23 protein-coding genes, 1 tRNA gene, 1 rRNA gene and 1 riboswitch are annotated in these 22,892 nt (G+C 43.9%); of the genes, 16 read left to right on the top strand and 9 right to left on the bottom strand.

What is annotated here, in order from left to right; translation table 11 throughout:
• From rrf to PQG66_RS24630, 11 genes are all read left to right on the top strand, one after another.
• Window positions 1-81, top strand: a 5S ribosomal RNA gene (gene rrf / locus PQG66_RS25385); the annotation flags it as partial.
• Window positions 82-445: 364 nt separating this feature from the next.
• The gene (guaB, locus tag PQG66_RS24585) at window positions 446-1,903 is read left to right on the top strand and encodes an IMP dehydrogenase (protein ID WP_272040481.1); all 1,458 of its coding nucleotides are present in this window, start codon (window positions 446-448) and stop codon (window positions 1,901-1,903) included.
• Window positions 1,904-2,317: 414 nt separating this feature from the next.
• A complete protein-coding gene (locus PQG66_RS24590; protein ID WP_272040482.1) occupies window positions 2,318-3,709 on the top strand; it encodes a D-alanyl-D-alanine carboxypeptidase family protein in 1,392 nt (463 codons plus the stop codon).
• A 243-nt stretch (window positions 3,710-3,952) separates the two neighbouring features.
• The gene (pdxS, locus tag PQG66_RS24595; RefSeq protein ID WP_272040483.1) at window positions 3,953-4,834 is read left to right on the top strand and encodes a pyridoxal 5'-phosphate synthase lyase subunit PdxS; all 882 of its coding nucleotides are present in this window, start codon (window positions 3,953-3,955) and stop codon (window positions 4,832-4,834) included.
• An 18-nt stretch (window positions 4,835-4,852) separates the two neighbouring features.
• Window positions 4,853-5,443, top strand: a complete 591-nt coding sequence (gene pdxT, locus PQG66_RS24600) for a pyridoxal 5'-phosphate synthase glutaminase subunit PdxT (RefSeq protein ID WP_272040484.1) — start codon at window positions 4,853-4,855, stop codon at window positions 5,441-5,443.
• 280 nt (window positions 5,444-5,723) lie between these two features.
• Window positions 5,724-7,007 carry a serine--tRNA ligase gene (serS, locus tag PQG66_RS24605; RefSeq protein WP_272040485.1) on the top strand — a complete coding sequence of 428 codons (1,284 nt, stop codon included), beginning with the start codon at window positions 5,724-5,726 and terminating at the stop codon, window positions 7,005-7,007.
• Between the two features lie 220 nt (window positions 7,008-7,227).
• Window positions 7,228-7,316, top strand: a tRNA-Ser gene (locus PQG66_RS24610).
• Between the two features lie 137 nt (window positions 7,317-7,453).
• On the top strand, window positions 7,454-7,795 hold the full coding sequence (locus PQG66_RS24615) for a hypothetical protein (protein WP_272040487.1): 342 nt from the start codon (window positions 7,454-7,456) through the stop codon (window positions 7,793-7,795).
• A gap of 32 nt (window positions 7,796-7,827) precedes the next feature.
• Window positions 7,828-8,004, top strand: a complete 177-nt coding sequence (locus tag PQG66_RS24620; RefSeq protein WP_272040488.1) for a hypothetical protein — start codon at window positions 7,828-7,830, stop codon at window positions 8,002-8,004.
• Between the two features lie 26 nt (window positions 8,005-8,030).
• Entirely contained in the window at window positions 8,031-8,183 is a 153-nt protein-coding gene (locus PQG66_RS24625; protein ID WP_272040489.1) for a small acid-soluble spore protein P, read from the top strand.
• Window positions 8,184-8,451: 268 nt separating this feature from the next.
• Window positions 8,452-9,540, top strand: coding sequence for a hypothetical protein (locus PQG66_RS24630; protein WP_272040491.1), 1,089 nt, complete (start codon window positions 8,452-8,454; stop codon window positions 9,538-9,540).
• 123 nt (window positions 9,541-9,663) lie between these two features.
• Here the strand turns inward: PQG66_RS24630 and PQG66_RS24635 are convergent, their stop codons facing one another.
• Window positions 9,664-10,236, bottom strand: coding sequence for a GNAT family N-acetyltransferase (locus PQG66_RS24635; RefSeq protein ID WP_272040493.1), 573 nt, complete (start codon window positions 10,234-10,236; stop codon window positions 9,664-9,666).
• Window positions 10,237-10,290: 54 nt separating this feature from the next.
• Window positions 10,291-10,791 (bottom strand): tRNA adenosine(34) deaminase TadA, encoded by a 501-nt coding sequence (gene tadA, locus PQG66_RS24640; RefSeq protein WP_272040495.1) that lies wholly within the window; start codon window positions 10,789-10,791, stop codon window positions 10,291-10,293.
• A 331-nt stretch (window positions 10,792-11,122) separates the two neighbouring features.
• Between tadA and PQG66_RS24645 the strand changes: the two genes are divergently transcribed.
• Both PQG66_RS24645 and PQG66_RS24650 read left to right on the top strand, forming a co-directional pair.
• Window positions 11,123-13,462, top strand: a complete 2,340-nt coding sequence (locus PQG66_RS24645) for a PAS domain S-box protein (protein ID WP_272040496.1) — start codon at window positions 11,123-11,125, stop codon at window positions 13,460-13,462.
• An 18-nt stretch (window positions 13,463-13,480) separates the two neighbouring features.
• Window positions 13,481-14,182 carry a pseudouridine synthase gene (locus PQG66_RS24650; RefSeq protein ID WP_272040497.1) on the top strand — a complete coding sequence of 234 codons (702 nt, stop codon included), beginning with the start codon at window positions 13,481-13,483 and terminating at the stop codon, window positions 14,180-14,182.
• 173 nt (window positions 14,183-14,355) lie between these two features.
• On the opposite strand, the gene motB is transcribed toward PQG66_RS24650, so the two are convergent.
• The gene (gene motB / locus PQG66_RS24655; RefSeq protein WP_272040498.1) at window positions 14,356-15,174 is read right to left on the bottom strand and encodes a flagellar motor protein MotB; all 819 of its coding nucleotides are present in this window, start codon (window positions 15,172-15,174) and stop codon (window positions 14,356-14,358) included.
• Complete coding sequence (motA, locus tag PQG66_RS24660) at window positions 15,161-15,961, bottom strand: flagellar motor stator protein MotA (protein ID WP_272040525.1); 801 nt, start codon at window positions 15,959-15,961, stop codon at window positions 15,161-15,163. The genes motB and motA overlap by 14 nt, the downstream gene beginning before the upstream one ends.
• 232 nt (window positions 15,962-16,193) lie before the next feature.
• Here motA and PQG66_RS24665 point away from each other — a divergent pair, with 232 nt between their 5' ends.
• The gene (locus PQG66_RS24665; RefSeq protein ID WP_272040499.1) at window positions 16,194-16,487 is read left to right on the top strand and encodes a hypothetical protein; all 294 of its coding nucleotides are present in this window, start codon (window positions 16,194-16,196) and stop codon (window positions 16,485-16,487) included.
• 214 nt (window positions 16,488-16,701) lie between these two features.
• Window positions 16,702-16,998 carry a 4a-hydroxytetrahydrobiopterin dehydratase gene (locus PQG66_RS24670; RefSeq protein WP_272040500.1) on the top strand — a complete coding sequence of 99 codons (297 nt, stop codon included), beginning with the start codon at window positions 16,702-16,704 and terminating at the stop codon, window positions 16,996-16,998.
• 94 nt (window positions 16,999-17,092) lie between these two features.
• Here PQG66_RS24670 and PQG66_RS24675 read toward each other — a convergent pair whose 3' ends face one another.
• From PQG66_RS24675 to PQG66_RS24695, 5 genes are all read right to left on the bottom strand, one after another.
• Complete coding sequence (locus PQG66_RS24675) at window positions 17,093-17,449, bottom strand: c-type cytochrome (RefSeq protein ID WP_272040501.1); 357 nt, start codon at window positions 17,447-17,449, stop codon at window positions 17,093-17,095.
• 138 nt (window positions 17,450-17,587) lie between these two features.
• Entirely contained in the window at window positions 17,588-18,085 is a 498-nt protein-coding gene (locus tag PQG66_RS24680; RefSeq protein ID WP_272040502.1) for a GNAT family N-acetyltransferase, read from the bottom strand.
• Between the two features lie 354 nt (window positions 18,086-18,439).
• Entirely contained in the window at window positions 18,440-18,910 is a 471-nt protein-coding gene (locus tag PQG66_RS24685; protein WP_442955175.1) for a C40 family peptidase, read from the bottom strand.
• A gap of 3 nt (window positions 18,911-18,913) precedes the next feature.
• A riboswitch (cyclic di-AMP (ydaO/yuaA leader) is annotated at window positions 18,914-19,051 on the bottom strand.
• A 256-nt stretch (window positions 19,052-19,307) separates the two neighbouring features.
• Window positions 19,308-20,153 carry a hypothetical protein gene (locus PQG66_RS24690; protein ID WP_272040503.1) on the bottom strand — a complete coding sequence of 282 codons (846 nt, stop codon included), beginning with the start codon at window positions 20,151-20,153 and terminating at the stop codon, window positions 19,308-19,310.
• Between the two features lie 10 nt (window positions 20,154-20,163).
• Window positions 20,164-22,155 (bottom strand): M1 family metallopeptidase, encoded by a 1,992-nt coding sequence (locus PQG66_RS24695; protein ID WP_272040504.1) that lies wholly within the window; start codon window positions 22,153-22,155, stop codon window positions 20,164-20,166.
• Between the two features lie 101 nt (window positions 22,156-22,256).
• On the opposite strand from PQG66_RS24695, the gene PQG66_RS24700 reads away from it, so the two are divergent.
• Window positions 22,257-22,760, top strand: a complete 504-nt coding sequence (locus tag PQG66_RS24700; protein ID WP_272040505.1) for a YwhD family protein — start codon at window positions 22,257-22,259, stop codon at window positions 22,758-22,760.
• Window positions 22,761-22,892: the final 132 nt, after the last annotated feature.

Consider the following 22,892-nt stretch of genomic DNA (forward strand, 5'->3'; position numbering starts at 1 on the left):
ATCCCGAACACGACCGTTAAGCCCTCTAGCGCCGATGGTACTTGGACCGCAGGGTCCTGGGAGAGTAGGAAGCCGCCAAGCAAAGAACCACTGCCGATGAAATTCGGTGGTGGTTTTTATTATATTTATTTAATGATTGACATAGAAACTTCCATTCTAGGACAACTTAAGGATAAGACAAAACCATAAACACAGCATAATGTGCTGAATGAAAGATTTTATTTTTGTTATATTAATAAGATTAGTGTCCATGCAAGGAAAACATTTGTTTCATGGGGGACTACACCTAATCGATTCAAGGAGTTTCCCTTGACATTCTAAATATCGCTTTGCTAAGATGGACAATAATATATTTTCAGAAAACGAATTTTTCGGCATACAATACAGCCTAGAATCTTCGGGTTTTGGTCCGTAGAGCTGAGCAAACATAAGGAGGAACACTTACGTGTGGGAAGATAAATTTGGGAAAGAAGGCTTCACCTTTGATGATGTATTGCTAGTGCCGCGGAAATCCGAGACACTGCCAAAAGAAGTAGACGTTTCTGTTCGTTTGAGCGATAACGTCAAATTGAACATTCCTTTAATTAGTGCGGGAATGGATACTGTGACTGAAGCGACACTGGCGATTGCCATTGCACGTGAAGGCGGCATCGGTGTTATTCATAAAAATATGTCTGTTGAACAACAAGCAGAAGAAGTGGATCGAGTTAAACGTTCAGAGAGCGGAGTAATTACTAATCCTTTCTCGTTGACGGCAGAACATCTTGTATCTGATGCTGAAGAAGTTATGGCGAAATATCGCATTTCAGGTGTGCCTATTGTTGAAGGCGATCAGAAGCTTGTGGGCATTCTGACAAACCGTGATTTGCGTTTTATTCATGACTACGGCATTAAGATCAGTGAAGTTATGACACGTGAGAATCTGGTTACAGCTCCAGTAGGTACGACGTTGCAAGAGGCAGAAGTGATCTTGCAAAAGCACAAAATTGAAAAGCTTCCATTGGTCGATGAGTCCAATACACTAAAGGGTCTTATTACTATTAAGGACATTGAGAAAGCAATTCAGTTCCCACAAGCAGCTAAGGATGCTCAAGGCCGTCTTCTGGTTGGTGCTGCAATTGGTATTTCCAAAGACACATTTGAGCGTGCTGAAGCTTTGGTTAAAGCAGGTGTAGACCTGATTACAGTTGACTCGGCACACGGACATCATATTAATATTATTGATGCGGTTCGTCAGCTTCGTGAACGTTTCCCTGATCTGACGATTGTTGCAGGTAATGTAGCTACAGGTGAGGCAACACGTGACCTGATCGAAGCTGGTGCTTCCGTTGTAAAAGTTGGAATTGGTCCAGGTTCTATCTGTACAACTCGAGTTATCGCAGGGATTGGTGTTCCACAAGTTACAGCGGTATATGACTGTGCTACAGTTGCACGGGAGTACGGTGTACCTATTATCGCTGATGGCGGTATTAAATACTCTGGTGAAATCACGAAGGCTATAGCAGCAGGAGCACATGCGGTAATGTTGGGAAGTTTGTTTGCTGGTACGGAAGAGAGCCCGGGTGAGTCCGAGATTTATCAAGGTCGTCGATTCAAAGTTTACCGTGGTATGGGTTCCATGAGTGCAATGAAACAAGGAAGTAAAGATCGTTACTTCCAAGACGATGACAAAAAGCTGGTGCCTGAAGGTATCGAAGGCCGTGTTGCTTACAAAGGTCCTTTATCTGACACGATTCATCAACTGATCGGTGGTTTGCGTTCAGGCATGGGGTATTGCGGAACAAGCAACTTGGATCAATTGCGGAATGACACAAGTTTCATTCGTATTACAGGCGCTGGTCTTCGTGAGAGCCACCCGCATGATGTTCAGATCACTAAAGAAGCACCTAACTACTCGTTGTAATTCAACGATAGTCAATGATTCCCAGGACAAGCTTGGCGTTTTTAGCCGAGCTTGTCTTTTTTTGCGGATACCCCTGTGATAGAATAGAATGAGCGTTGATCGTCCAACGATGGATCTGGGCGTTGCGGCGTTTTTTTGACGTGATCCATATGGATATGTTTTGTGATCGGGTAGAGTAAGATATGCCCTAATGTCGTAGGAGAAGCCGATGTCCATTACATAAAAAATTCGGCAAGCTGTGAATGAAGTGATCATTGAATTGGAAGTTGGAGCAAGGATATTTGCTCATTTCGATACAGCACATATAGGATTGATACACATCCATTGATGCAATCAAAGGAATTAGAAAATGGCAGCTTAAGCTGCACTGAGGCATATTACTTAAAAGCTTCGGATCGAAGGGAGTATTCATCATTGAAAGCTAAACACATGAATAAAAAGAAACGTCATATTCTCAAAAAGAGCGTAGCCTCCGTTATGATTCTTAACGTGCTATGCATGTCATCTGTAATGCCTGTAATGGCTGCAGCCGACAACTCCAGTCAGATGTTAACAGCGAATGCAACAACAAAAACAACAGCAGCAAATGCAACGAAAATTCCATCGGTAGACTCACTTGGACTTGATGTGAGAGCTGCAATCTTGATGGAAGCTTCCACAGGGCAAGTGCTGTTATCCGTGGATGCTGATAAAGCAATGCCTCCAGCTAGTATGACGAAAATGATGACGGAGTATATCGTGGCTGAACAGGTCAAACAAGGGAAGTTTGGCTGGGATACTGTAGTTGAAGTTAGTGAAAATGCAGCTAAAAGTATCGGGTCGCGTATTTTCTTGGCTGAAGGCGATAAGCATACGGTGAAAGATCTCTATATTGCTATGGCCGTTGGATCAGCGAACGATGCTACTGTGGCATTGGCCGAGTATGTTGCAGGTTCGGAATTAGAGTTTGTGAAAATGATGAACGAAGAAGCGAAGCGGATGGGTATGAAGGATACTTACTTCATTAACTCCACTGGTCTGGATCGTGAAGATATGCCAGAAAAATTCCGTCCGGCAGAAGACAGGGAAACGGTTATGTCTGCTTTGGACGCTGCTATCTTGTGCAGATATATCGTGAAAGATCACCCAGATTTTAAGGATTTTACAACTATTCAATCGTACAAGTTTCGCCCTAACGACAAAGCACCAATTATCAACTATAACTGGATGCTGGAAGAGAATAAAAATATAACCAACTTCAAAAGCTACGCTTACGAAGGTCTGGATGGTATGAAAACAGGCCACACAAGTAATGCCGGAAACAACTTTGCGGGTACGGCTGAACGTAACGGCATGCGTTTGATTAGTGTGGTGATGGGAACAGATTCAGAATCTGCACGATTTAGAGAAACTAAAAAGGTGCTAGACTATGGATTTGATCATTTTGAGGTGAAGCAAGCTGTTGCAGGCAAAACAAAAGTGACAGGTTGGGAAGCAGTACCTCTGAAAAAAGGAAAAGAGACAACTGTTCCTGTCGTGACGGATAATGCAGTAAGTTTCGTTGTCCCTAAAGGTACGCAGAACCTGAATGTGACATTCAAAGCAAATGTAACAGAAGCCGATAAACTGGTTGCCCCAATCAAAGCAGGCACCAAAGTGGGCACGGTAACTTACACATACACCGCAGAGGGAATCGAGCCGCAAGAAAAAACCGTAAACCTGATTACAGCCGAAGAGGCTGAAAAAGGTGGTTGGTTCCGTCTCTTCTTCCGTGCTATCAAGGATTTCTTCGTTGATTTATTTGATGGGATTAAGAACTTGTTTTAACCAGTAATGACTTTTTCGAAACAAAGTATGGTTAAAGCATTAGGACTTTAACAGTTAATTTGTTCATAATACACAAATTAATACTGAATGTGTGGATTGTATATTTATGATTTTTCCGGTAAAATAACAAGTTAGAATTCTACGTATTAAAGTATAAAAGTCTAAAGTTCTTTCATCTGAATAAAAGCAGTGTTTGCTTATTGAAAATGGGAGACAACACATACATTACGGGGGGCTTGGAATATGGAAACGGGAACATCACGTGTTAAAAGAGGAATGGCTGAAATGCAAAAAGGCGGCGTGATCATGGATGTCATGAACGCTGAGCAGGCTAAAATTGCGGAAGCAGCAGGTGCAACAGCAGTAATGGCACTTGAGCGTGTTCCTTCCGATATTCGGGCAGCAGGTGGGGTTGCTCGCATGGCTGATCCAACAATTGTCGAAGAAGTGATGAAGGTTGTAAGCATTCCTGTTATGGCAAAAGCGCGCATTGGTCATTATGTAGAAGCTAAAGTGCTTGAGTCGCTTGGTGTGGACTACTTGGACGAGAGTGAAGTATTGACTCCTGCAGATGAAGTATTTCATATCGATAAACATGAGTTCACTGTGCCGTTTGTATGTGGAGCCAAAGATCTGGGTGAAGCACTTCGCCGGATCGGTGAAGGAGCATCCATGATTCGTACGAAGGGTGAACCTGGAACAGGTAACATTGTTGAAGCGGTACGTCACATGCGTTTCATCAACAGCCAAATTCGTAAAGTAACGAATATGTCGAAAGATGAGCTGTATGCGGAAGCTAAAAACCTTGGCGTTGCATACGAGCTTTTGCTTGATGTACATGAGAACGGAAAATTGCCAGTGGTTAACTTTGCTGCGGGCGGCGTAGCAACTCCAGCAGATGCAGCACTAATGATGCATCTTGGTGCAGATGGTGTCTTTGTAGGTTCGGGTATTTTCAAATCCGATAGCCCAGAGAAATTTGCTCGTGCAATTGTTGAAGCTACAACACATTACACGGATTACAAATTGATTGCTGAGGTTTCTAAAAATCTTGGAGCACCAATGAAAGGCATTGAAATTTCCAAACTTGCACCTTCCGAGCGTATGCAGGATCGCGGCTGGTAAGAGAAGAGGAATCTACAGATGAAGATTGGCGTGTTAGCACTTCAAGGTGCTGTTACAGAGCATATACGCAGTATTGAGCGTGCTGGGGCAGAAGGTGTAGCTATTAAGCAAGTCCAGCAGCTAGATGAACTGGATGGATTGATTCTGCCGGGTGGAGAAAGTACAACGATTGGGAAGCTGATGCGCAAGTATGGGTTTGTGGAGGCTATCCGTGCTTTTGCTTCAGAAGGAAAGCCGGTATTCGGAACCTGTGCAGGCTTGATCGTTATGGCGAAGCGCATTCAGGGCCAAGAGGAAGCTCACCTAGGGCTTATGGATATCACAGTGTCTCGTAATGCATTCGGAAGACAGCGAGAAAGCTTCGAGACTGATCTACCAGTCAAAGGCATCGACGAGACAGTACGAGCTGTATTTATACGTGCTCCGTTAATTGAGAGTGTAGGAGAACAGGTCGAAGTCCTCTCAACGTACAAAGATGAGATTGTGACAGCACGTCAGGGACATTTACTGGCATGTTCTTATCATCCTGAGCTTACGGATGATTATCGTCTGCATGCTTATTTTGTAGACATGGCCAGAACATACAAAAAATCGGTAGAAGCAAAATAAAGTATGATGTACAACCTATGATCTCCCGGTCATCGGAGCACTCCTCAGTTGGCTATTCTAGGCCGCTGTAGTAGCTGCATCTGAAACGGATGCCTCATGTTGCTTGTAACTGCTGCATAGCGGAATTGCGGCAGAGGCAGCACCTGGGGACATAGGTTGTTTTTTCGGTTGTTGGTATGGAGTAGGCTATAATAAGCACTGAGGTTGCATGATATCAGATTTTCAAGAATGGGTGTAACACAAGGTTCGATATTGTAGGTTTAATTAGGAGGGGTACGTTGTGCTTGATGTTAAAATATTGCGGAATGAATATGCACGAGTAGAAGAGGCGTTAAACAACCGCGGTAAATCACTGGATCTGATTGCTGGATTTACTGAAATGGATGCAAAGCGCCGGGAGCTTCTTCAGGAGAGTGAAAACCTGAAGAGTCGCCGCAATACAGTGTCTGCTGAGGTAGCAAGACTCAAGAAGAATCGTGAGAACGCAGATGATTTGATTGTCGAAATGCGAGAAGTATCCGATCGAATTAAAGCGATGGACGAAGAAGTGCGTGAGCTTGAAGTGAAAATTAGTGATTTGACGATGGCAATCCCTAACATTCCTAATGAAAGTGTACCTGTCGGTAAGTCAGAAGAGGACAATGTAGAAATTCGTCGGTGGGAAGAGCCGAAGTCTTTTTCATTTACGCCCAAAGCGCATTGGGAGATTGCACAAGACTTGAATATTCTTGATTTTGAAGCAGCGGCTAAAGTAACGGGTTCCCGCTTTACCTTCTACAAGGGGCTTGGAGCACGTCTGGAGCGTGCGCTGATCAACTTTATGATGGATTTGCACAGTGACCAGCACGGTTACGAGGAGATTTTGCCTCCATATATCGTGAATCGTGACAGCTTGTTTGGAACAGGTCAACTGCCGAAGTTCGAGGAAGATCTCTTCAAGCTTAGAGATACCGAATATTATTTAATTCCAACAGCAGAAGTGCCAGTAACGAACTATCACCGTGAAGAGATTTTAAATGCAGATGATCTGCCAAAACATTTTGTGGCATATAGTTCCTGCTTCCGTTCTGAAGCCGGTTCGGCTGGACGAGATACTCGGGGTCTAATCCGTCAGCATCAGTTCAACAAGGTAGAGCTGCTGAAACTGTCTACACCAGAGACATCGTATGACGAGCTGGAGAAGATGACACAGAACGCAGAGCGCGTCCTGCAACTGCTGGGCTTGCCTTACCGCGTGTTGACGCTCTGTACGGGAGATATGGGCTTCACATCAGCTAAAACGTATGACATCGAGGTGTGGTTGCCAGAAAGCAACACCTATCGTGAAATTTCATCCTGCTCTAACTGTGAAGACTTCCAGGCACGACGTGCCAATATTCGTTTCCGCAGAGAGCCAAAAGCGAAGCCAGAGTTTGTACACACACTGAATGGTTCAGGGCTGGCTGTAGGACGGACGGTTGCAGCTATTTTGGAGAACTATCAGCAGGAAGATGGTACTGTGATTATACCGGAAGCGTTACGACCTTATATGGGCGGGATTGAAGCCATCACTCCTCGGGCTTAAAGGAAAGTGTAGCGTTTAGGGAAAAGCATGAGATCGAACCGCTTCACCTCATCATCTGACTCTATCTGTTATGTGCCGGAGACAGATAGAGTCAAGATGATGTATATAGGGTTATTTTAAAATGATCTTTGCTTTTTTAAAAAAATAATAAAAAAACTTGCAATTACCTAATGATCTATGGTATGATAATTTTCGTGGCAAGTTTATAAAATAAATACTTGGAGAGGTACCGAAGCGGTCATAACGGGGCGGTCTTGAAAACCGTTAGGGTGCAAGCCCACGTGGGTTCGAATCCCACCCTCTCCGCCATACTACACTTATAATAAGGATTCGAGCGATAACGCTTGAGTCCTTTTTTGATTTTATTTTTTAACCCGATGGGTGAAGGCGAAGCATGCATAAAAACAACATCATTTCCACACGTTATAGAAGTGGAGGTGGTTAAGATGAACCGCGAGTTAAACATTGATCAAAACACACTTGTGGGCGCATGGCAGGATCGTTTGCCTCAAGTTCTGAATGTGGGTGATCAGGCACAAGTTATGGCTGATGAAGCCGATAATCAAGCGATTCGGATACACATTGCAACGTCAGGCCACGAAATGTACTCTTTTGATTTTAAATGCCAATACGTTGATTCTCGCGAGGTCCGTGTAGAACTGGTCGATGTAGAGCGTGATGGTCGAACAACGGATGAGCGATCAGAACCCATTCAGGAGCTGGCGCATGACTATACCCGCCATATTCATGAATGTGCCCAGTCTTTGCAGTCAATCACGAAATCTTAACGAGAATACAAATTCAAAAGGAGTCGAATGGAATGACTAAAGCTAAGTCAGGTGTGGATAAAAACCTGCAAAATGTTGTCAGTGATCTCGAACAGACGGGAGTTAACAGTCACCATGCACAGCAAATACAGCAAGACTCCAATGATCGCCGTCATCAGGATGCTTTGAATCATGATAAAACGGAAGATAGAGATCCGTCCCATTCCTAACCTATGATTATGAGGAGGCAACCCGTATGAGCAAACCGAAAGCAATCCCTGTACCAGAGGCTCAGGATAACCAGCAGCAGCACCATTCATCCAAGCGCTCTTCCATGCAGGAACCTTTGTCTGGGTCCAAAAAAGTGAAAAATCAGAACCATGTAGATCATCTGAACCCAGAGGGGTAATCTTTAAAATAGGATATGGAATGAAACTTCGTACATCAAAAAAATAAAAAAATGGAAAGTCCCTTGTTACCTAACAGGGGGCTTTTGCGTATTCATACATATGGAAAGGCTATCATTGAGGTCAGGCCCTAGGCTAACGTAGGTCTTTCTAGCCATTTTCAAGAGGAAGATTCACAAATTTCCCAAATAAGGTTTCGGTATCTGACAAAATGGTATATCATTGATATTGAATTATTTTTTTGGGGTTATTACGAGAGGAGAGAAACAAATGACTAAACGCATGGGGGCGCTTCTTCTTACATTGTTGTTAACGGTATCTCTAGCTTTAACAGCATGTGGTAGTAAGCAAGAACCAAAAGAGGCATTGAAAACAGCAGCAGCAAATGCTTCTAAATTGACTTCGTATGAAATGAGTTCTAATTTTACAATTAATGAATTGAGTTATAAACCTGCTAGTGGATCTCAGTCTGATCCAAATATGACTCAATTTATGAGCATGTTGAAAGATGCAGAAATGAACATTACAGGTGTATACCAAGCCGAGCCAATGCAGACAGAGATGACAGTTGGCATCGAGCTTAAAGGTGATATGGGTATGACCTTTAACATCCCTATGGTTCTGACTAAAGAGAAAATGTATATGAAAGTTCCAAACATTCCATTCCTTCCAATCCCAGAAAATATGGTCAATAAATTTATTGAATTTGATCTGAAAAAACTGGCGGAACAAGAAGGTACTGAATTTAATCCGGATGCGTTTGACGCTGCCAAAACACAAAAGCTGAGCAACGAAATCACGGATGCAATACTGGGCGAGTACGATCAACAGAAATTCTTCAAAAACCTGAATACCAAAGATGCAAATCTGCCTGAAGGTGTAGACGCGAAGCAGGTCGTACAGTTCTCTGTAAACAATGACAATGTGAAAGAAGCAGTTACTGTACTGGTAACCAAAGCGCTTCCTAAAGTGATGGATATTGTCTCCAAAGAAGAGTACAGAGATATGTTGCAACTGAGTCAAGCAGATATCGACAAAGCCAAAGAAGATTTGAAAATCTCTGAAACAGATCAAGCTGAAATGTCTAAAGATCTGGATAAATTGAAAGACGTACTGACGATCAACACGTTCAACATCGACTTTGCTATTGATAAAAATGACTTCCCAGTATATCAAAAACTGGTTGCTGACATGCTGATCAAAGCTGACGGAGACGAAGTGAAGTTGGCGTTCACTGGATCAAATACGTACACTAAGATTAACGAAAAGCCAGAGTTCAAAATCAACATTCCAACTGGCGATGATGTAATCACAATGGAAGAGCTCGAGGAAATGATGGGCGCTCCATACGGGTACTAATCATATTTTATACCTGTAATCAATCGAAACCGTCTGTCATTCAAGCGGAGGATCAACTCCTCCAGCTTGGATACCAGGCGGTTTTTTGTGTGTAGAATAACAATGGACTACGCATTGTGCAGGTTAGTGCGGGGATGAGTCTTCCAGATCTTCTGCAAGCAAAGCATAGATTTGATGATCCTGATAAACGCCGTTGATTTTCAAATATTTACGGGCCATTCCTTCACGCTGAAATCCGTTTTTCTCAAGTACTCGCTCAGAGCCATGATTCGAAGGCAGAACGGCTGCCTGCACCCGATTCAACTTCAAGGCACGGAATCCGTAAGCCACAGCCAGTTTAACTGCTGCTGTCATGCGACCGCCGCCTTGATAGTCCGGGTGGATAAAATAACCTAAATCTGCGTAGTTTGCTACGCCGAGAACAACATTATTAAGACTGACTTGTCCAATGAGCAGATCATCTTGAATGGTGAAAATCCCAAACTGATAACCGGTACCTTCGTCCGCAGCTTGTACCCGATCTTTGATCCGGCGGATCTGTGTTTCAAGGGTATAGAAATCATCTTCCCGAACAGGCTCAACAGACTGATAAGGAAGACGAGTGAGATGAATCAATTCAAGATAGGCTTGTGCATCCTGGATATTAAGTAGTCGAAGACTTATCCCATGCGCTGTATTATATAGTGTTAAGGCCATGTTCAAGAAACATCCTTTCTTATACATATATCTTTTATGATCACTAGAAGCATACTATTTTTTCCGTAATCGTCTAAAGAATTGAGTTAACATCGAAGAACATTCTGGTTGAAGAACGTCCGGGATGACCTCGGTACGATGGTTGAAACGTGGCTCCTGGAGAAGGTTCATTAGTGTACCTGCACATCCTGCCTTGGGATCAGCAGTACCAAAGATTACGCGTGGTACTCGGGACTGAACAATTGCCCCTGCACACATGGGGCAAGGCTCCAGAGTAACGTATAGTGAACAATTCAGTAACCGCCAGGATCCAGTAGCGCTACTGGCTTCGCGAATGGCTACCATCTCAGCATGGGCAGTGGAATCCATTGTCGTTTCTCGAAGGTTGTATCCCCGGCCAATGATCTCGTTATTACGAACAATAATGGCCCCAATCGGTACCTCTCCAAGGGCTTCTGCTTTCTGCGCTTCTGCAATAGCTTGTCTCATCCAATACTCATGTAGAGTGTCTTCAGTTATCTCTTCAAAATTTGGATTGGAAAAATGATCATTCATATGTGTGAACTCCTTTCAGTATCCTTTATTCAGCGAACAAATATTCTGGTTGTTAACATGTTGTGCATAGAGTTGTGGATAACTTTATAGTTAGTCACATAGTTATAAACATGATATCCACAAGCTTGTGGATATGTGTACAAATAAGGTGATTAATTTCATTGCATATGGTGAAGAGGGCAGAAACGACAACATTCGATATATTCAGCTAGAGCGGTAACTTTTCGGCAGAGGGCGATTATCCTTTTCAAATAGCCATACAAGCGTTATGATGGGTATAGGTTTTTCCATATATCTCCAGAGGGCATAAGCCAAGAGGTGAACAACGAATTTGTCTATTAAAACAAAATTATCGATGATTATGTCGTGCTCGGTGCTCGTTATTTTAGTGCTGAATATCGCACTGAGCTATTATACTACAGAAGAGAATTTGAGACAGGATAGTGAGAACAAGATGGTACTCACAGCGAAACAGATCGCGATCTCTGTCGAACAAAATCAGTATAGTTCAGATTATGTGAAAAGACAGGTTGGCAACAATTTGTGGCTTGCTTCTATTATGGCAGCGGAAGAGCTAGATCCTGATATCAAAAATGTGACTAATGAAGATCTCGTTCGTTTAAGTGAAAAAATAGGGGTATCACATATTTCACTGATGGAACAGACGGATGATGATATCGTTGTTAGCCGTTCTTCTGACCCAAGAGAGATTGGTTTGTCTACAAAATCAATGACATACTGGTATGAGGCATTTAAACAGTTATTCGACAAACACCAGGTATCCATCCCCCAAGGACAGAAACGGAACCATTTTTGGTCAGATGGTTTCGAATATTCAACGTCCAATCCTACAGATATTGATATCTGGGGATATTATCATGATGGAAAGAGAAACTACATAATCAATCCCTTCTATAATAATACTGAAGTTGATGACTATGTGAAAATCTCTAGCCCGGATGAGATATTAAATAAAATCCGTGAAGTTAATCCTTCAATACTGGAGATTACAGGCATTAATCCGTTAACTTTTGCTAGTCCAGAGATGAGTGACGACGGAAGAGATGAAAATTTTAGTAAGATGTATAACAGGCCAATTCGCTTTGGTACCTATCAATATGGTTCAGTAGATGAAGATCATCGTGCTGTGGTACGTGCTGTTCGAACAGGGCAGAATGTTTCATTCGTGAGTGAAACACGTGGTCAGAAGGTTTTGAAGAGCTTCATTCCAATCTTCACTCCGAATGAGTCTACTTACGTGATCAGTATTGTCATGGATTACAAGCAAATATCTTCAATGGTGTCCGAACAATTGGTGAGTCATGCTTCTATATCTTTAGTATTGCTAGAGATTGTGATATTCGGAAGTTACTTGCTTGCTGGTTATATCACGCGTCCAATCCAGTCCATTCTCGGAAAGGTTAATGATGTAGCAGATGGGCACTTCGATTTTCGTTTGAATATTAAACGTAAAGATGAGCTCGGCCAACTTGCTAATCGGATTAACGCTATGATTCGAAATCTGGGTCATTACACAAGCCGTTTGAAGCAAATGTACGAAGAAAATCGAGCAGTGAAGGAGCATCTGGAGTCCATTATTAATCAGACTGCAGATGCAATTCATATAACAGATCTTGAAGGGAAAGTGCTTCGGGTCAATCGAGCCTTTGAAAAATTATATGGTTTCCGCAGTCGTGAGGTGAAGGGACGTTTACCGAAGATTATTCCGCCTGAGTCAGAAGAGGAAATGAGGCAGCATCATGCACAGCTTATTGATGGTATGTCCATTACGTCCAATGAAACGGTCTGGATGAAAAAAGATGGAACAAGGTTGGAAGTCAGTGTAAGCACAGCACCTGTTCGGGACGAGGCGGGCGAGATTACAGCACTGATCAGTATATCCAGGGATATAACGAGCCGCAACCGAATGGAGGAGCTGTTAAGGCGGTCTGAGAAGCTGACAACAGTGGGTCAACTTGCAGCTGGGGTAGCCCATGAAATTCGTAACCCGCTTACGACATTGCGCGGATTCCTACAGCTTCAACAGCAAAGTAATAAATTGAATCATCGTCATCTGGATCTGATGTTATCAGAGCTTGACCGAATTAACTTAATTGTTGGTGAGTTCCTGATTCTGGCGAAGCCACAGGCAGTCCATTTTCAGGAACGCGACATTCGATTCATTCTTGGAGATGTAATCTCACTGCTGGACAGTCAGGCTCACCTGTATGGGGTAGAGTTCGTTATGCGTGCCTCTTCAGAGTCGGCTATGGTACACTGTGAGGAGAACCAGTTAAAGCAAGTGTTTATTAATGTGCTGAAGAATGGTATGGAGGCTATGCCAAACGGAGGAAGTATCTATATCAAACTGAAGGTTGATGAACAGTCCAAACGAGTTAGAATTGAGATCAGGGATGAAGGAATCGGGATTCCGGAAGAAATGATGCCTAAACTTGGTGAGCCTTTTTTCACCAACAAAGAATCGGGAACGGGACTTGGCCTGATGGTAAGTCAGCGCATTATTCAATCCCATAAGGGTATGATGGATATCAAGAGTGTGATCAACAGGGGGACTACTGTCATCATTGAACTGCCTGCTTCCGAGCAGCAAATACCACAACATGGGGCAGAACAGTCCGATGGAGAACAACAACCAGATCAAGACAACTAAATGAGGTGAGATGACCTTTTGCGTATCAATAAATTTATTAGTGAAACAGGATATTGTTCCCGTAGAGCAGCTGATAAACTGATCGAAAGTGGTCAGGTAACTATTAATGGTATCATGGCAGAGTTAGGCAGTCAGGCTGAAGAAGGCGATGATGTACGTATTAATGGTAAACCGATCAGTGAGAAGAAAAAGCATGTGTACATTGCGCTGAATAAGCCTGTAGGGATTACAAGTACAACGGAACAACACATTCAGGGGAATATTGTTGATTTTGTGGGTCACCCTGAACGGATTTTTCCAATTGGACGGCTGGACAAGGATTCGGAAGGTCTGATTCTCATGACGAATGATGGTGATATCGTTAATCGAATTCTGAGATCGGAAGGCCGACATGAGAAGGAATATATCGTGACCGTTGATCGAGCAATTACACCGAGTTTCCTCAAAGGCATGAGTACAGGGGTTAAAATTATGGGTGAGATGACTCTGCCTTGCACAGTCACCCGAATGACAGACCGTGTATTCCGAATTATTTTGACAGAAGGGAAGAATCGCCAAATTCGGAGGATGTGCAGTGCATTTGGTTACGAGGTTCGTAAGCTGAAGCGGATTCGTATTATGAATATTCGTCTTGGAGAACAAGCAACAGGATCTTGGAGAGAGCTTACTGCTGCAGAAAAAGAAGAACTGGGCAGTTTGTTGAACTATTCATTGGAGTAAGGACGAGTCTTCAAAGCTCTTGTTCAACGTTAGATTGAGTGATAAAAAAGAAAAAGCATTGTTTCCTGTAAGAGGAGGCGATGCTTTTTGGCCTGTGTACAGATGGAGGCCAAGATAAGAAAAGACCGCCCTCCTCTTGGAGAACGGTCTTGAAAAATGTATTGCTGAGGCCACTAAGTGCTGCCTCCAACAGATCGTACATCGGTATTGTTACTTTGATACTTCCGGATAATAGATACTTCTACACGGCGATTCTGGGCTCTTCCTATGTCGTTACTGTTGCTAGCAATCGGGTGAAACTCTCCGTGTCCACTAGGCGTGAACTTGGAAGGGTCTAGTTGTGAATTCAGTAACAAGATCTTCAGGAAATTCAGAGCGCGATCTGCACTTAAATCCCAGTTATCCTTATATTGGTTGTTTGAAATGGGCACATTATCTGTATGACCCGAAACAACGACTTCATACTCAGGGAATTCCTGTAGCATGCTCGAAATTGCCTTGGCCAGTGAACGTGATTCAGGCTTCACATCTGCTCGTCCGGAAGAGAACAGGGCGTTATCACTGATCGTGATCTTGAGTTCAGACTGGTTTAGCTTCGTATTTAATTGGTCCGAAAGTCCATTTTGAGAAATATAATTGTCGAGCCGCTTCTTCAGCTTCTCCAAGTCTTCCTGTTCCTTCTGAGCCATCTGTGCGTCGGTGATTTGCGAAGGTGATTTTTTCGTAATCTCCTTCGGGATCTCTTTGTTTTTGCCTAGATCCATACCAGCTTCCGTAGGATTCATGGATGTGTGATCCAGTACTCCCGAGCCTCCATTTAATGCACTGCTCAAGGCAGCAGCCATCTGCTCAAACTTGGCTGCATCCATAGAGCTCATGGAGAATAGCGTAATAAACAAAGCGAGCAACAAGGTCATTAAGTCAGAATAAGGCAGCAACCAGCTCTCATCAATATGTTCTTCATGTGGTTCATGCTTTTTACCCTTTTTCACCTGATGATCCCTCCTTCTCTTCCAGTTGTTTACGTTCGGAAGGTGTCAGGAATACGGATAGCTTTTGGTTGATGGCGATAGTAGACACACCAGATTGAATAGACAAGAGTCCCTCAACCATCATTAGCTTGATTTCCATCTCTTTCTTGGACATCCGCTTCAATTTGTTGGACATCGGGTGCCATAACACATAACCACTAAAGATACCAAGGAGTGTTGCGATAAATGCAGCCGCAATGGCATGAGAGAGCTTCTCCATGTCACTTAGGTCGGCCAATGCTGCGATGAGACCAACCACGGCGCCGAGAACCCCGAGCGTGGGTGCGTACATCCCTGCCTGAGAGAAGATCAATGCACCAGCGCGATGTCGTTCTTCTGTTGCATGAATATCTTCCATCAGTACATCACTGACGAATTCCTGGTCATTACCGTCGATAATCATCCGCATGCCACCGCGAAGGAACTGATCGTCGATTTCTTCTACTTTTGATTCCAATGCGAGCAAACCTTCACGACGGGTAGTGGAAGCCCAGTCCATAAATGTGCCAATCAAAGAGACACGATCAATTAGTTGCTGCTTTTTGAAAATAATTCCGAAAAGTTTCGGGATCTTCTTAACTTCAGACATAGGAAACGCCATAAAGATAGTTCCTGCTGTACCAACAAAGATAATAACGTATGCTGCCGGGTTATTAACGAGGTTGATTAGCGGAGCACCTTTCAGAAACATACCAAATACAAGGGAGACCAAACCCAAAATTAGTCCGATAATCGTTGAAATTTCCATCATACACCTCATCCATGAGATAAAATTGAATCCTTTCAAGCGGCCATTCGGGCTTCCGGACGAACGTTATGCCGCAATCCGTTACATGTTTTGGTGCCTCCATGGCTGCCAAAACGGTTGAAACGGTCATTTATAGTATTTATCGACCAGTTGGCCTTTTTTTTTAAGTGTTATTTTCAGGTATAATAAGATCAAATCCGCCTTTTACGAGGTGAGTAGGAGTGAAAAGTCAATGGGCGTAAAGCATGGACGCGATTATGAAGGAATTTTGACAGATTTAACAGCAGCCATTGGGCGAATACCAGATCGCTATGTTTTCTTCGAAATGGATGAGGAAGAGTGGGGGAGATTAGGAGAAGCAGAGCAGCTTGAGGTTGATGAGGCGCTGGCAGAAGATTTGTTCTATGCTCTAGGGGAGGAATCGGTGATCTCGGTGGGCAGCGGTGTGGTGATCCATGATAAGGAGCAGCACCGGATTCATATTTTGATCGGAGAAGAGGAATTAACATTTGTTCCTTTAATTTAAGAAGAGGTTTGAGGATAAGGCCTAGTCATTCCAAGGCTCAGAGCTGTCTGTTCTATAGATTTTGGCGCTTTGACGTGGTAAGATGATACTCGTGAAAAAAGGTGCCGCAGGGCGGCCGCCTACCTTTCAGGCTGTAAGTACGCAGCATGTTAAGGTGCGATGGTCATGTGGATGCAAGTCCGCGATGTCTCATCATAAGGGAGGAAGATAACGCATGGTTTTTACGCAAGAGGAAGTCGAAGCTCATCTGGGAAGGCTTGAGGGCTGGGAACTGGAAGAGGGACGGTGGATTGTCCGCAAATTTGTGTTTTCTAACTACATGAAAGGGATTGCATTTGTTGACGAGGTCGCAGCGATCTCGGAAGCATTCAATCATCACCCTTTTATTACTATTGATTATACAACGGTTACGCTACGTCTAACGTCGTGGGACGAAGGCGGTATAACATCCGTAGACATTAAAGAAGCGGAGCAGTACAATGAAGCATTCGAAAAAATGAGAACGGAATAATTCGCTGTAACATTCCGCAGAATGTCTATAACCAAAGAGGCCCTTTCTCCCGGTAGGAAGAACGAGGGCCTCTTTGGTTATAGCGTGGTGACAATTATTTCTTCTCTGCCAGCCACATGGCAATGTGCGCAATCTCTTCATCCTGCAGTCTGCCTTTAAAAGAAGGCATGCCACCTTTACCTTTGACAATGGTCGAATAAATTTTCTCTACATCGTCCTTGCTGCCAATGTTAGCAAGGGCTGGGCCTACCCCGCCTTGAAGCTGGTCACCGTGACAGGAGAGACAGTTAGCTTTCACAAGTGCTTCGGCCTGTGCAGGATCCATAGTCACTTCAGGCATGGTTGGTTTGGCTTCCTGAGCGACTTCTTCTTTACCTGGAAGCGTAAACATTAACACAATAGCTAAAATACATGCTGCAAAAAATACCCCGCTCATGATCCATTTGTGCATCCTTATGTCCCCTCCAGAATGTAAGATCATCTAACTCAAACTATCCCTATCATTATAACGGAAGCTGTCGTTGCAGCATAGCATTTTGTGGTAATTTTTTGAACTAATGACCATAGAGAGACAATTGTATTACTATATTTACTCTCGCGGGCCTTCATAGACCATACAGTGAAAGGGCATCAAGCCAGTTGGAGTCTGACGTTCGTATGTATCCTGAATGACAAACCCACTCTTAAGATATACCTTAATGGCACGAGTGTTCCAGGTAAGCACCTCAAGATCGATCTCATTGGAAGGATTGCGGCGAATGGCCTCTTGTACAATAGCAGCAACAAAGGCCGTCCCTCGTCCTTGACCACACTTCTCCGGGTGCATTCCAAGGCCAATGCGTGTTACGTTCTGAAGCGGAAAATATTGAGCAAATCCATAAACCTGATCCGTATGGTCCAAAACTATAGCGTACTGTTCTTGACGTAGCTGTGCATCTCCAAATTCAACTTCGAGTGCTTTCATCTGTTCCCAAGGCAGCCAGCTGTAGATATTATAAGGCGGTTCATATTGCCAACTGCATATGAGTTCTGCATGTTCCTCCTGCATAGGTATAACACGAAAAGTCAAAGGGGCTTCATTCTTCATATAACAGTGCAATGCTCCTTTCTACAGTAACTTGTCTTGTTCACTCTACAAAAAGGCTGTTCTTTTGGCAAGTTTTCATTTTTCAGAAAAAAGTGAAACAAAAGTGTGGATTCATCCGTTTATATTATAGTGGTATGGGTAAAAACATTATAAGGGCACGGACGAATGAAGTAAAAGAAATCCTCTTGCTTCAGACGATACCCTACTTAGGATCAACAGCTTAGAATGAGGAAGCACAAAAAAACCGCCGGATACATTCCTGCGGAGAATGTACCGGGCGGTTCTGTTTATGCTCTTCGTACTTTGTTACAGTATAGTTTCTGGTTCCAGCATCATGTTGATTGCAGCTTGTCCCTAGTCAAGGGCCAGTGACTCATACACGTCCGTGCTCATAATCCGTTTTGCGCCAACGTAGCGATTCGCCCAATAGTTTTCGCTTAATGAGGTAATCGTTACTCCTTTGGAAGAAGAGGAATGTGCGAACTTGCCGTCTCCTACAAAAATACCCACATGGGATATGCCTTTACCTGAAGTGTTGAAGAACACCAGATCACCAGGTCTCATGTCCATACGGGATACAGAATCACCCATATCGTATTGAGAGCTGGATTGACGAGCCAAATCAATTCCTAATTTTCCGAATACATACCGTGTAAACCCCGAGCAATCAAAACCATCAAGTGTTGTGCCTCCGCTTTTATATGTAGTCCCCATTGCTGAATCAATGACTTTATCCATCTTAGAATCTGCAAATGCGCTACCTGCGCCAAGCGATAATGCAAATGTAAGGCTTAGTACTGCTGCGGTCAATTTCTTCTTAAACAAGTGATATACCCCTTCCAACGCCTGCGAGGTTAGCTTAAGGATTCGGTAGAAGGTCCCCTATGATCCCTCTGTATCAAGATCAATTCACCCATAACTGGTTCCCCCGCTTCCCAGGTGCTAGGAATTTGGCTTTGCTAGTTATGCACCTGAAAAAACAGAAATAATAATTTAACTGGATTAATTTAAAGTTGTTACAAATAAGGATTTAAAGATTACAAAGTTGTTACTAAAAACTCACTGCGATCATTGTACCAGAGGAATAGTGCTTTGGCAACGTTTAACAACAAAATCACCAAAAAAAACCTCGACCTTTGACGGGGGAAGGTCGAGGTTTGCATATTTGCACACGTATCAGATGTAGTTTTTAGCATCAGAAGGTAACAACACATGTCCTGTCTTAATCTGCATTTTTGGAAGATGTAGACTGCCATAGACGAAAATGTGCACATATCTTCCACATGTTGAGCAAGCTTCGAGCTAGTGGATATGTCTGCTGCAGGATCAGTCCGGCAAGTCCAGTCAGGAACCATGAGGCAGATGTAAATGCACCGAAGACAAGCAAGTGAATCATTCCCAGCATCAGCGCAATGCCCAAGACCATAAAGATGTGCCGGACAGCAATCCATAATCCTTTGAGTGTCCCATGTATACGGTGCTCACCTTCTGGATCAGAAATACCAAATTGCATATAAAGCACTGCATGATGTATAACCCAGCCATAGATAATCCAGCCTGCGACATACGGAATGCCGGGAAGGAGTAGATGGAGAGAATGAAAGCTATCCATTAAAGTTGCGTACAATTTAGGTACGAGCCAGTATGCAGGGAGAAACATGAGTATCGTACGTATGGTGTGCAGAAGCAACATCGGTTTCCATAATTTTTGAATGCCTCGAATAAAAGGAATGCGTTCTTCTGCCGTGTTGAAATGCTGCAGGGAATAGAGAAGACCTGCCTGAATCAGTGGGCTAATCAACAAACGTAGTAGTAACAAGCTGCCCAAAATCCATAGATAGCGCTGAACCTCAGGGCCAGATAGACTCAGTTGGCTTTCCATTTTGAATAAAAGGGTACTCAGCTCTCCCGCATCCTCGGTAGGATAACGAAGAAGTAGGGGAACGACAGCTGATTGAACCAGTCGATAAATGAAATATCCCCAGATTAATTGATAGATAAATAGAAGTGCAGCAATGAACATATGTTGACGGACGAGAAACCAGCCTTCACGAATTTTTGCTTTCACTGTCTCCACCTCACCATGACAGACCTCCGAATATGGCTTCAATTAGTTTCGTAGCACTCATGTTCCAGCGGGATTTCACTTGTTCATCCAGTCCGGTTCTCAGGAAATTATTCATGTGGCGGTTCTCCAGCACGATGTCATATAAAGGATCGGTCATGGCCCAAGAGACAGGAGATGTGTACGTGAGTTTATAGGTAATGCGATCCTCAAGGCCGTTCCATTGTTTGTTTACCGTATGGCCGTCTTCAAAAGCGATTCGAACAGGAACCTTCGGGAAGTCACTCCCCTTCTTGGCAACTGTTACAGAAGACTCGTACATTACTTTGCCGTCCTTCTTCATGGGGGTAACCTTGATCTTTTCTACAGTAAAGTCGGCCATCCCATTGCGATAGACGTATTGGTTAAAGTAGTCCGCCCACGAAGTGCGGGTGACTTGCTCGACTACCTTTTGAAAATCACCCGTTGCGGGATGTTTAAATCGATATTTTTTTACATAAGTTGAAAGAATCCGTTCCATGTTCTTGGTTCCGACTTGTTGTTCGATACCGAGAAGCACCAGCTTGCCCCGCGTGTATACATTAGATGCATACTGATTCTGCGAGTCAAACTTCCACGAAGGTTGTGTTAAAGGAGCCGGTGATGTAATCAAACCCGATTGTACAGGCAGGTTCGGAATCAGTCCGTATTCTTGTTCCATCAGTTTGTCTTCTGCATAGGAGGTGAACCCCTCATCAAGCCAGGCTTCTTCAAATTCATTGCTGGCAACCATGCCGTAGAAGTATTGATGGCCAATTTCATGCACAACTGTTCGCTCCAGATCGTAACCAGGTGTTGTATCATCGGCCCCAAAAGCCGTAATGAGTGTAGGGTACTCCATGCCTCCGGCCCCGTTTGCAGCTTTTGGCGGGACAACGATGGATAACGTAGTATAAGGATAAGTGCCGAACCATTCGCTGTAATTGGTTAATGCAGCCTTGGCAGCAAAGAGATAACGTTCTTTCAGATCCTGATGTGCCGGGTCCAAATAGAGCTTGATGCGAACGCCTGGAACATTAGGGGCAGAGAACGGTTCTTCCGTATAAACAAAATCAGGTGAGGCTGCCCAAGCAAAATCATGTACGTCATCGGCATAAAATTGATACACTTTCTCTCCATTTTTCACGACAGCCTGTTGTGTTGGAAATCCCGTTGCTGCCACTTTGTATGTTTCAGGTACTCGAATACGCACACTGTAGATACCGAAGTCAGCATAGAATTCCGAATTCCCATGATACTGGTGCAAGTTCCACCCTTCGATCGTGCGGCCACGTCTTCCTACGGGTTCATAAGCACTGAGTTTGGGGAACCACTGACCAGCCATCACAAAATGATCGGTTTTCCCCATCCTTGCAAAAATTTTCGGTAAACTCACTTCAAACTTGGTGCGGATCGTAATGCTTTCGCCGCCTTTCACAGGTTTGGGAAGACGAACCTTGATTAAGGTTTTATCTTGGATATTTCCATCGTCCGGCTGTACATACTGCATCCGGTGCAGCAGGGAAAGCCCGTCCTCCGTCTGCATATCCATAAATCTCATGGAGCCGTAGCCGTCTGTTGGCATGACATCGCCCCGCAGCTTACCGCCGGATTCTTTCATGAATGTCGTATCAGGAGAGGAGAAGGCATTGGGGTACATATGAAAATAAAGCTCGTTCACCGTTTTTTTACCTGGGTGAACCCAGGTGATCGTCTGTGTGCCCATAAGTTTATTTCCACCCGTCAGCTTCACATCCATGTGGTATTCCACTACGCGATTGCTGTACACCTCGGCTGTAGGAGACTGTACACTTTCTGGTGTAGTAGATATTCCAGCTTTGGCCTGGGGCTTGCCCGATTCTGGAGCAAGTATGGGTAACTCAGATGAAGTGGAGCGATTGTAACCGAGTGTGATCCAAATCCCTCCGGCTAGCAAACACAGGGCGAGGGATGCGGTGAGCCAGCTCTTGGCACGTCGTGGAATCATCGTTAAATACCTCCCGTTGACAAGCATCTACAGCATGTATATGTTTGCAATGGGCGGATTATTAGTTAAAATATTTGTATCAACTCTTGGAGGCTATAAACATGGACCAAAATGAGCAGAACGGCAAGAAACAGATTGCCTTGAATATCGTGAGTGCAAAAAGTAAACACAAAGGCTTCGGAGCAGGTTCCATTGATCTGAACAACCTTTCTCCAGTCATCATTGATCAGGGAGAAGCCAAAATCGATGTCGGTGCAATGCACGCGAAGAGTAAAGTAGAGCGTGGCATTAAGTTCTCTACTAACCGTGAAGATGTTCCGAACGGCCGTCAGGTATGGTTGGTATGGGTCGCTGTGGATCGGACGGAGCAAGGACAGCTATATGGCGGGGCAACAGCATGTGAGATGTGGATTGATACGGAAGCCAAGCGAGGGTGGAAGTTGCTCGCGGATCACGTTAACCGGATGGACTACGCAATGAAACGCCGGTTTATGCTGGATGAGCTGGGACCAGAAGAGAAGGCAGCACTGAAGACCCTTCTGATCTCTCATAATGAAGAGTGGTGGAATGCTTCCCCGGATGAATTGAAAGAGGCGCTTGCCTAAGAAAAAGAAAACGGACAATGAAGCCCCGAACCAGAGCGATCTGGTCTCGGGGCTTCATTGGTGTCTAATCCGATGATGTGATGAAGGTGCATTCAATCATCTGTATATTTATAACCTTCCGTCCAGAAACGG

The organism is Paenibacillus sp. JJ-100 (assembly GCF_948329825.1).
Classification (GTDB): domain Bacteria; phylum Bacillota; class Bacilli; order Paenibacillales; family Paenibacillaceae; genus Paenibacillus.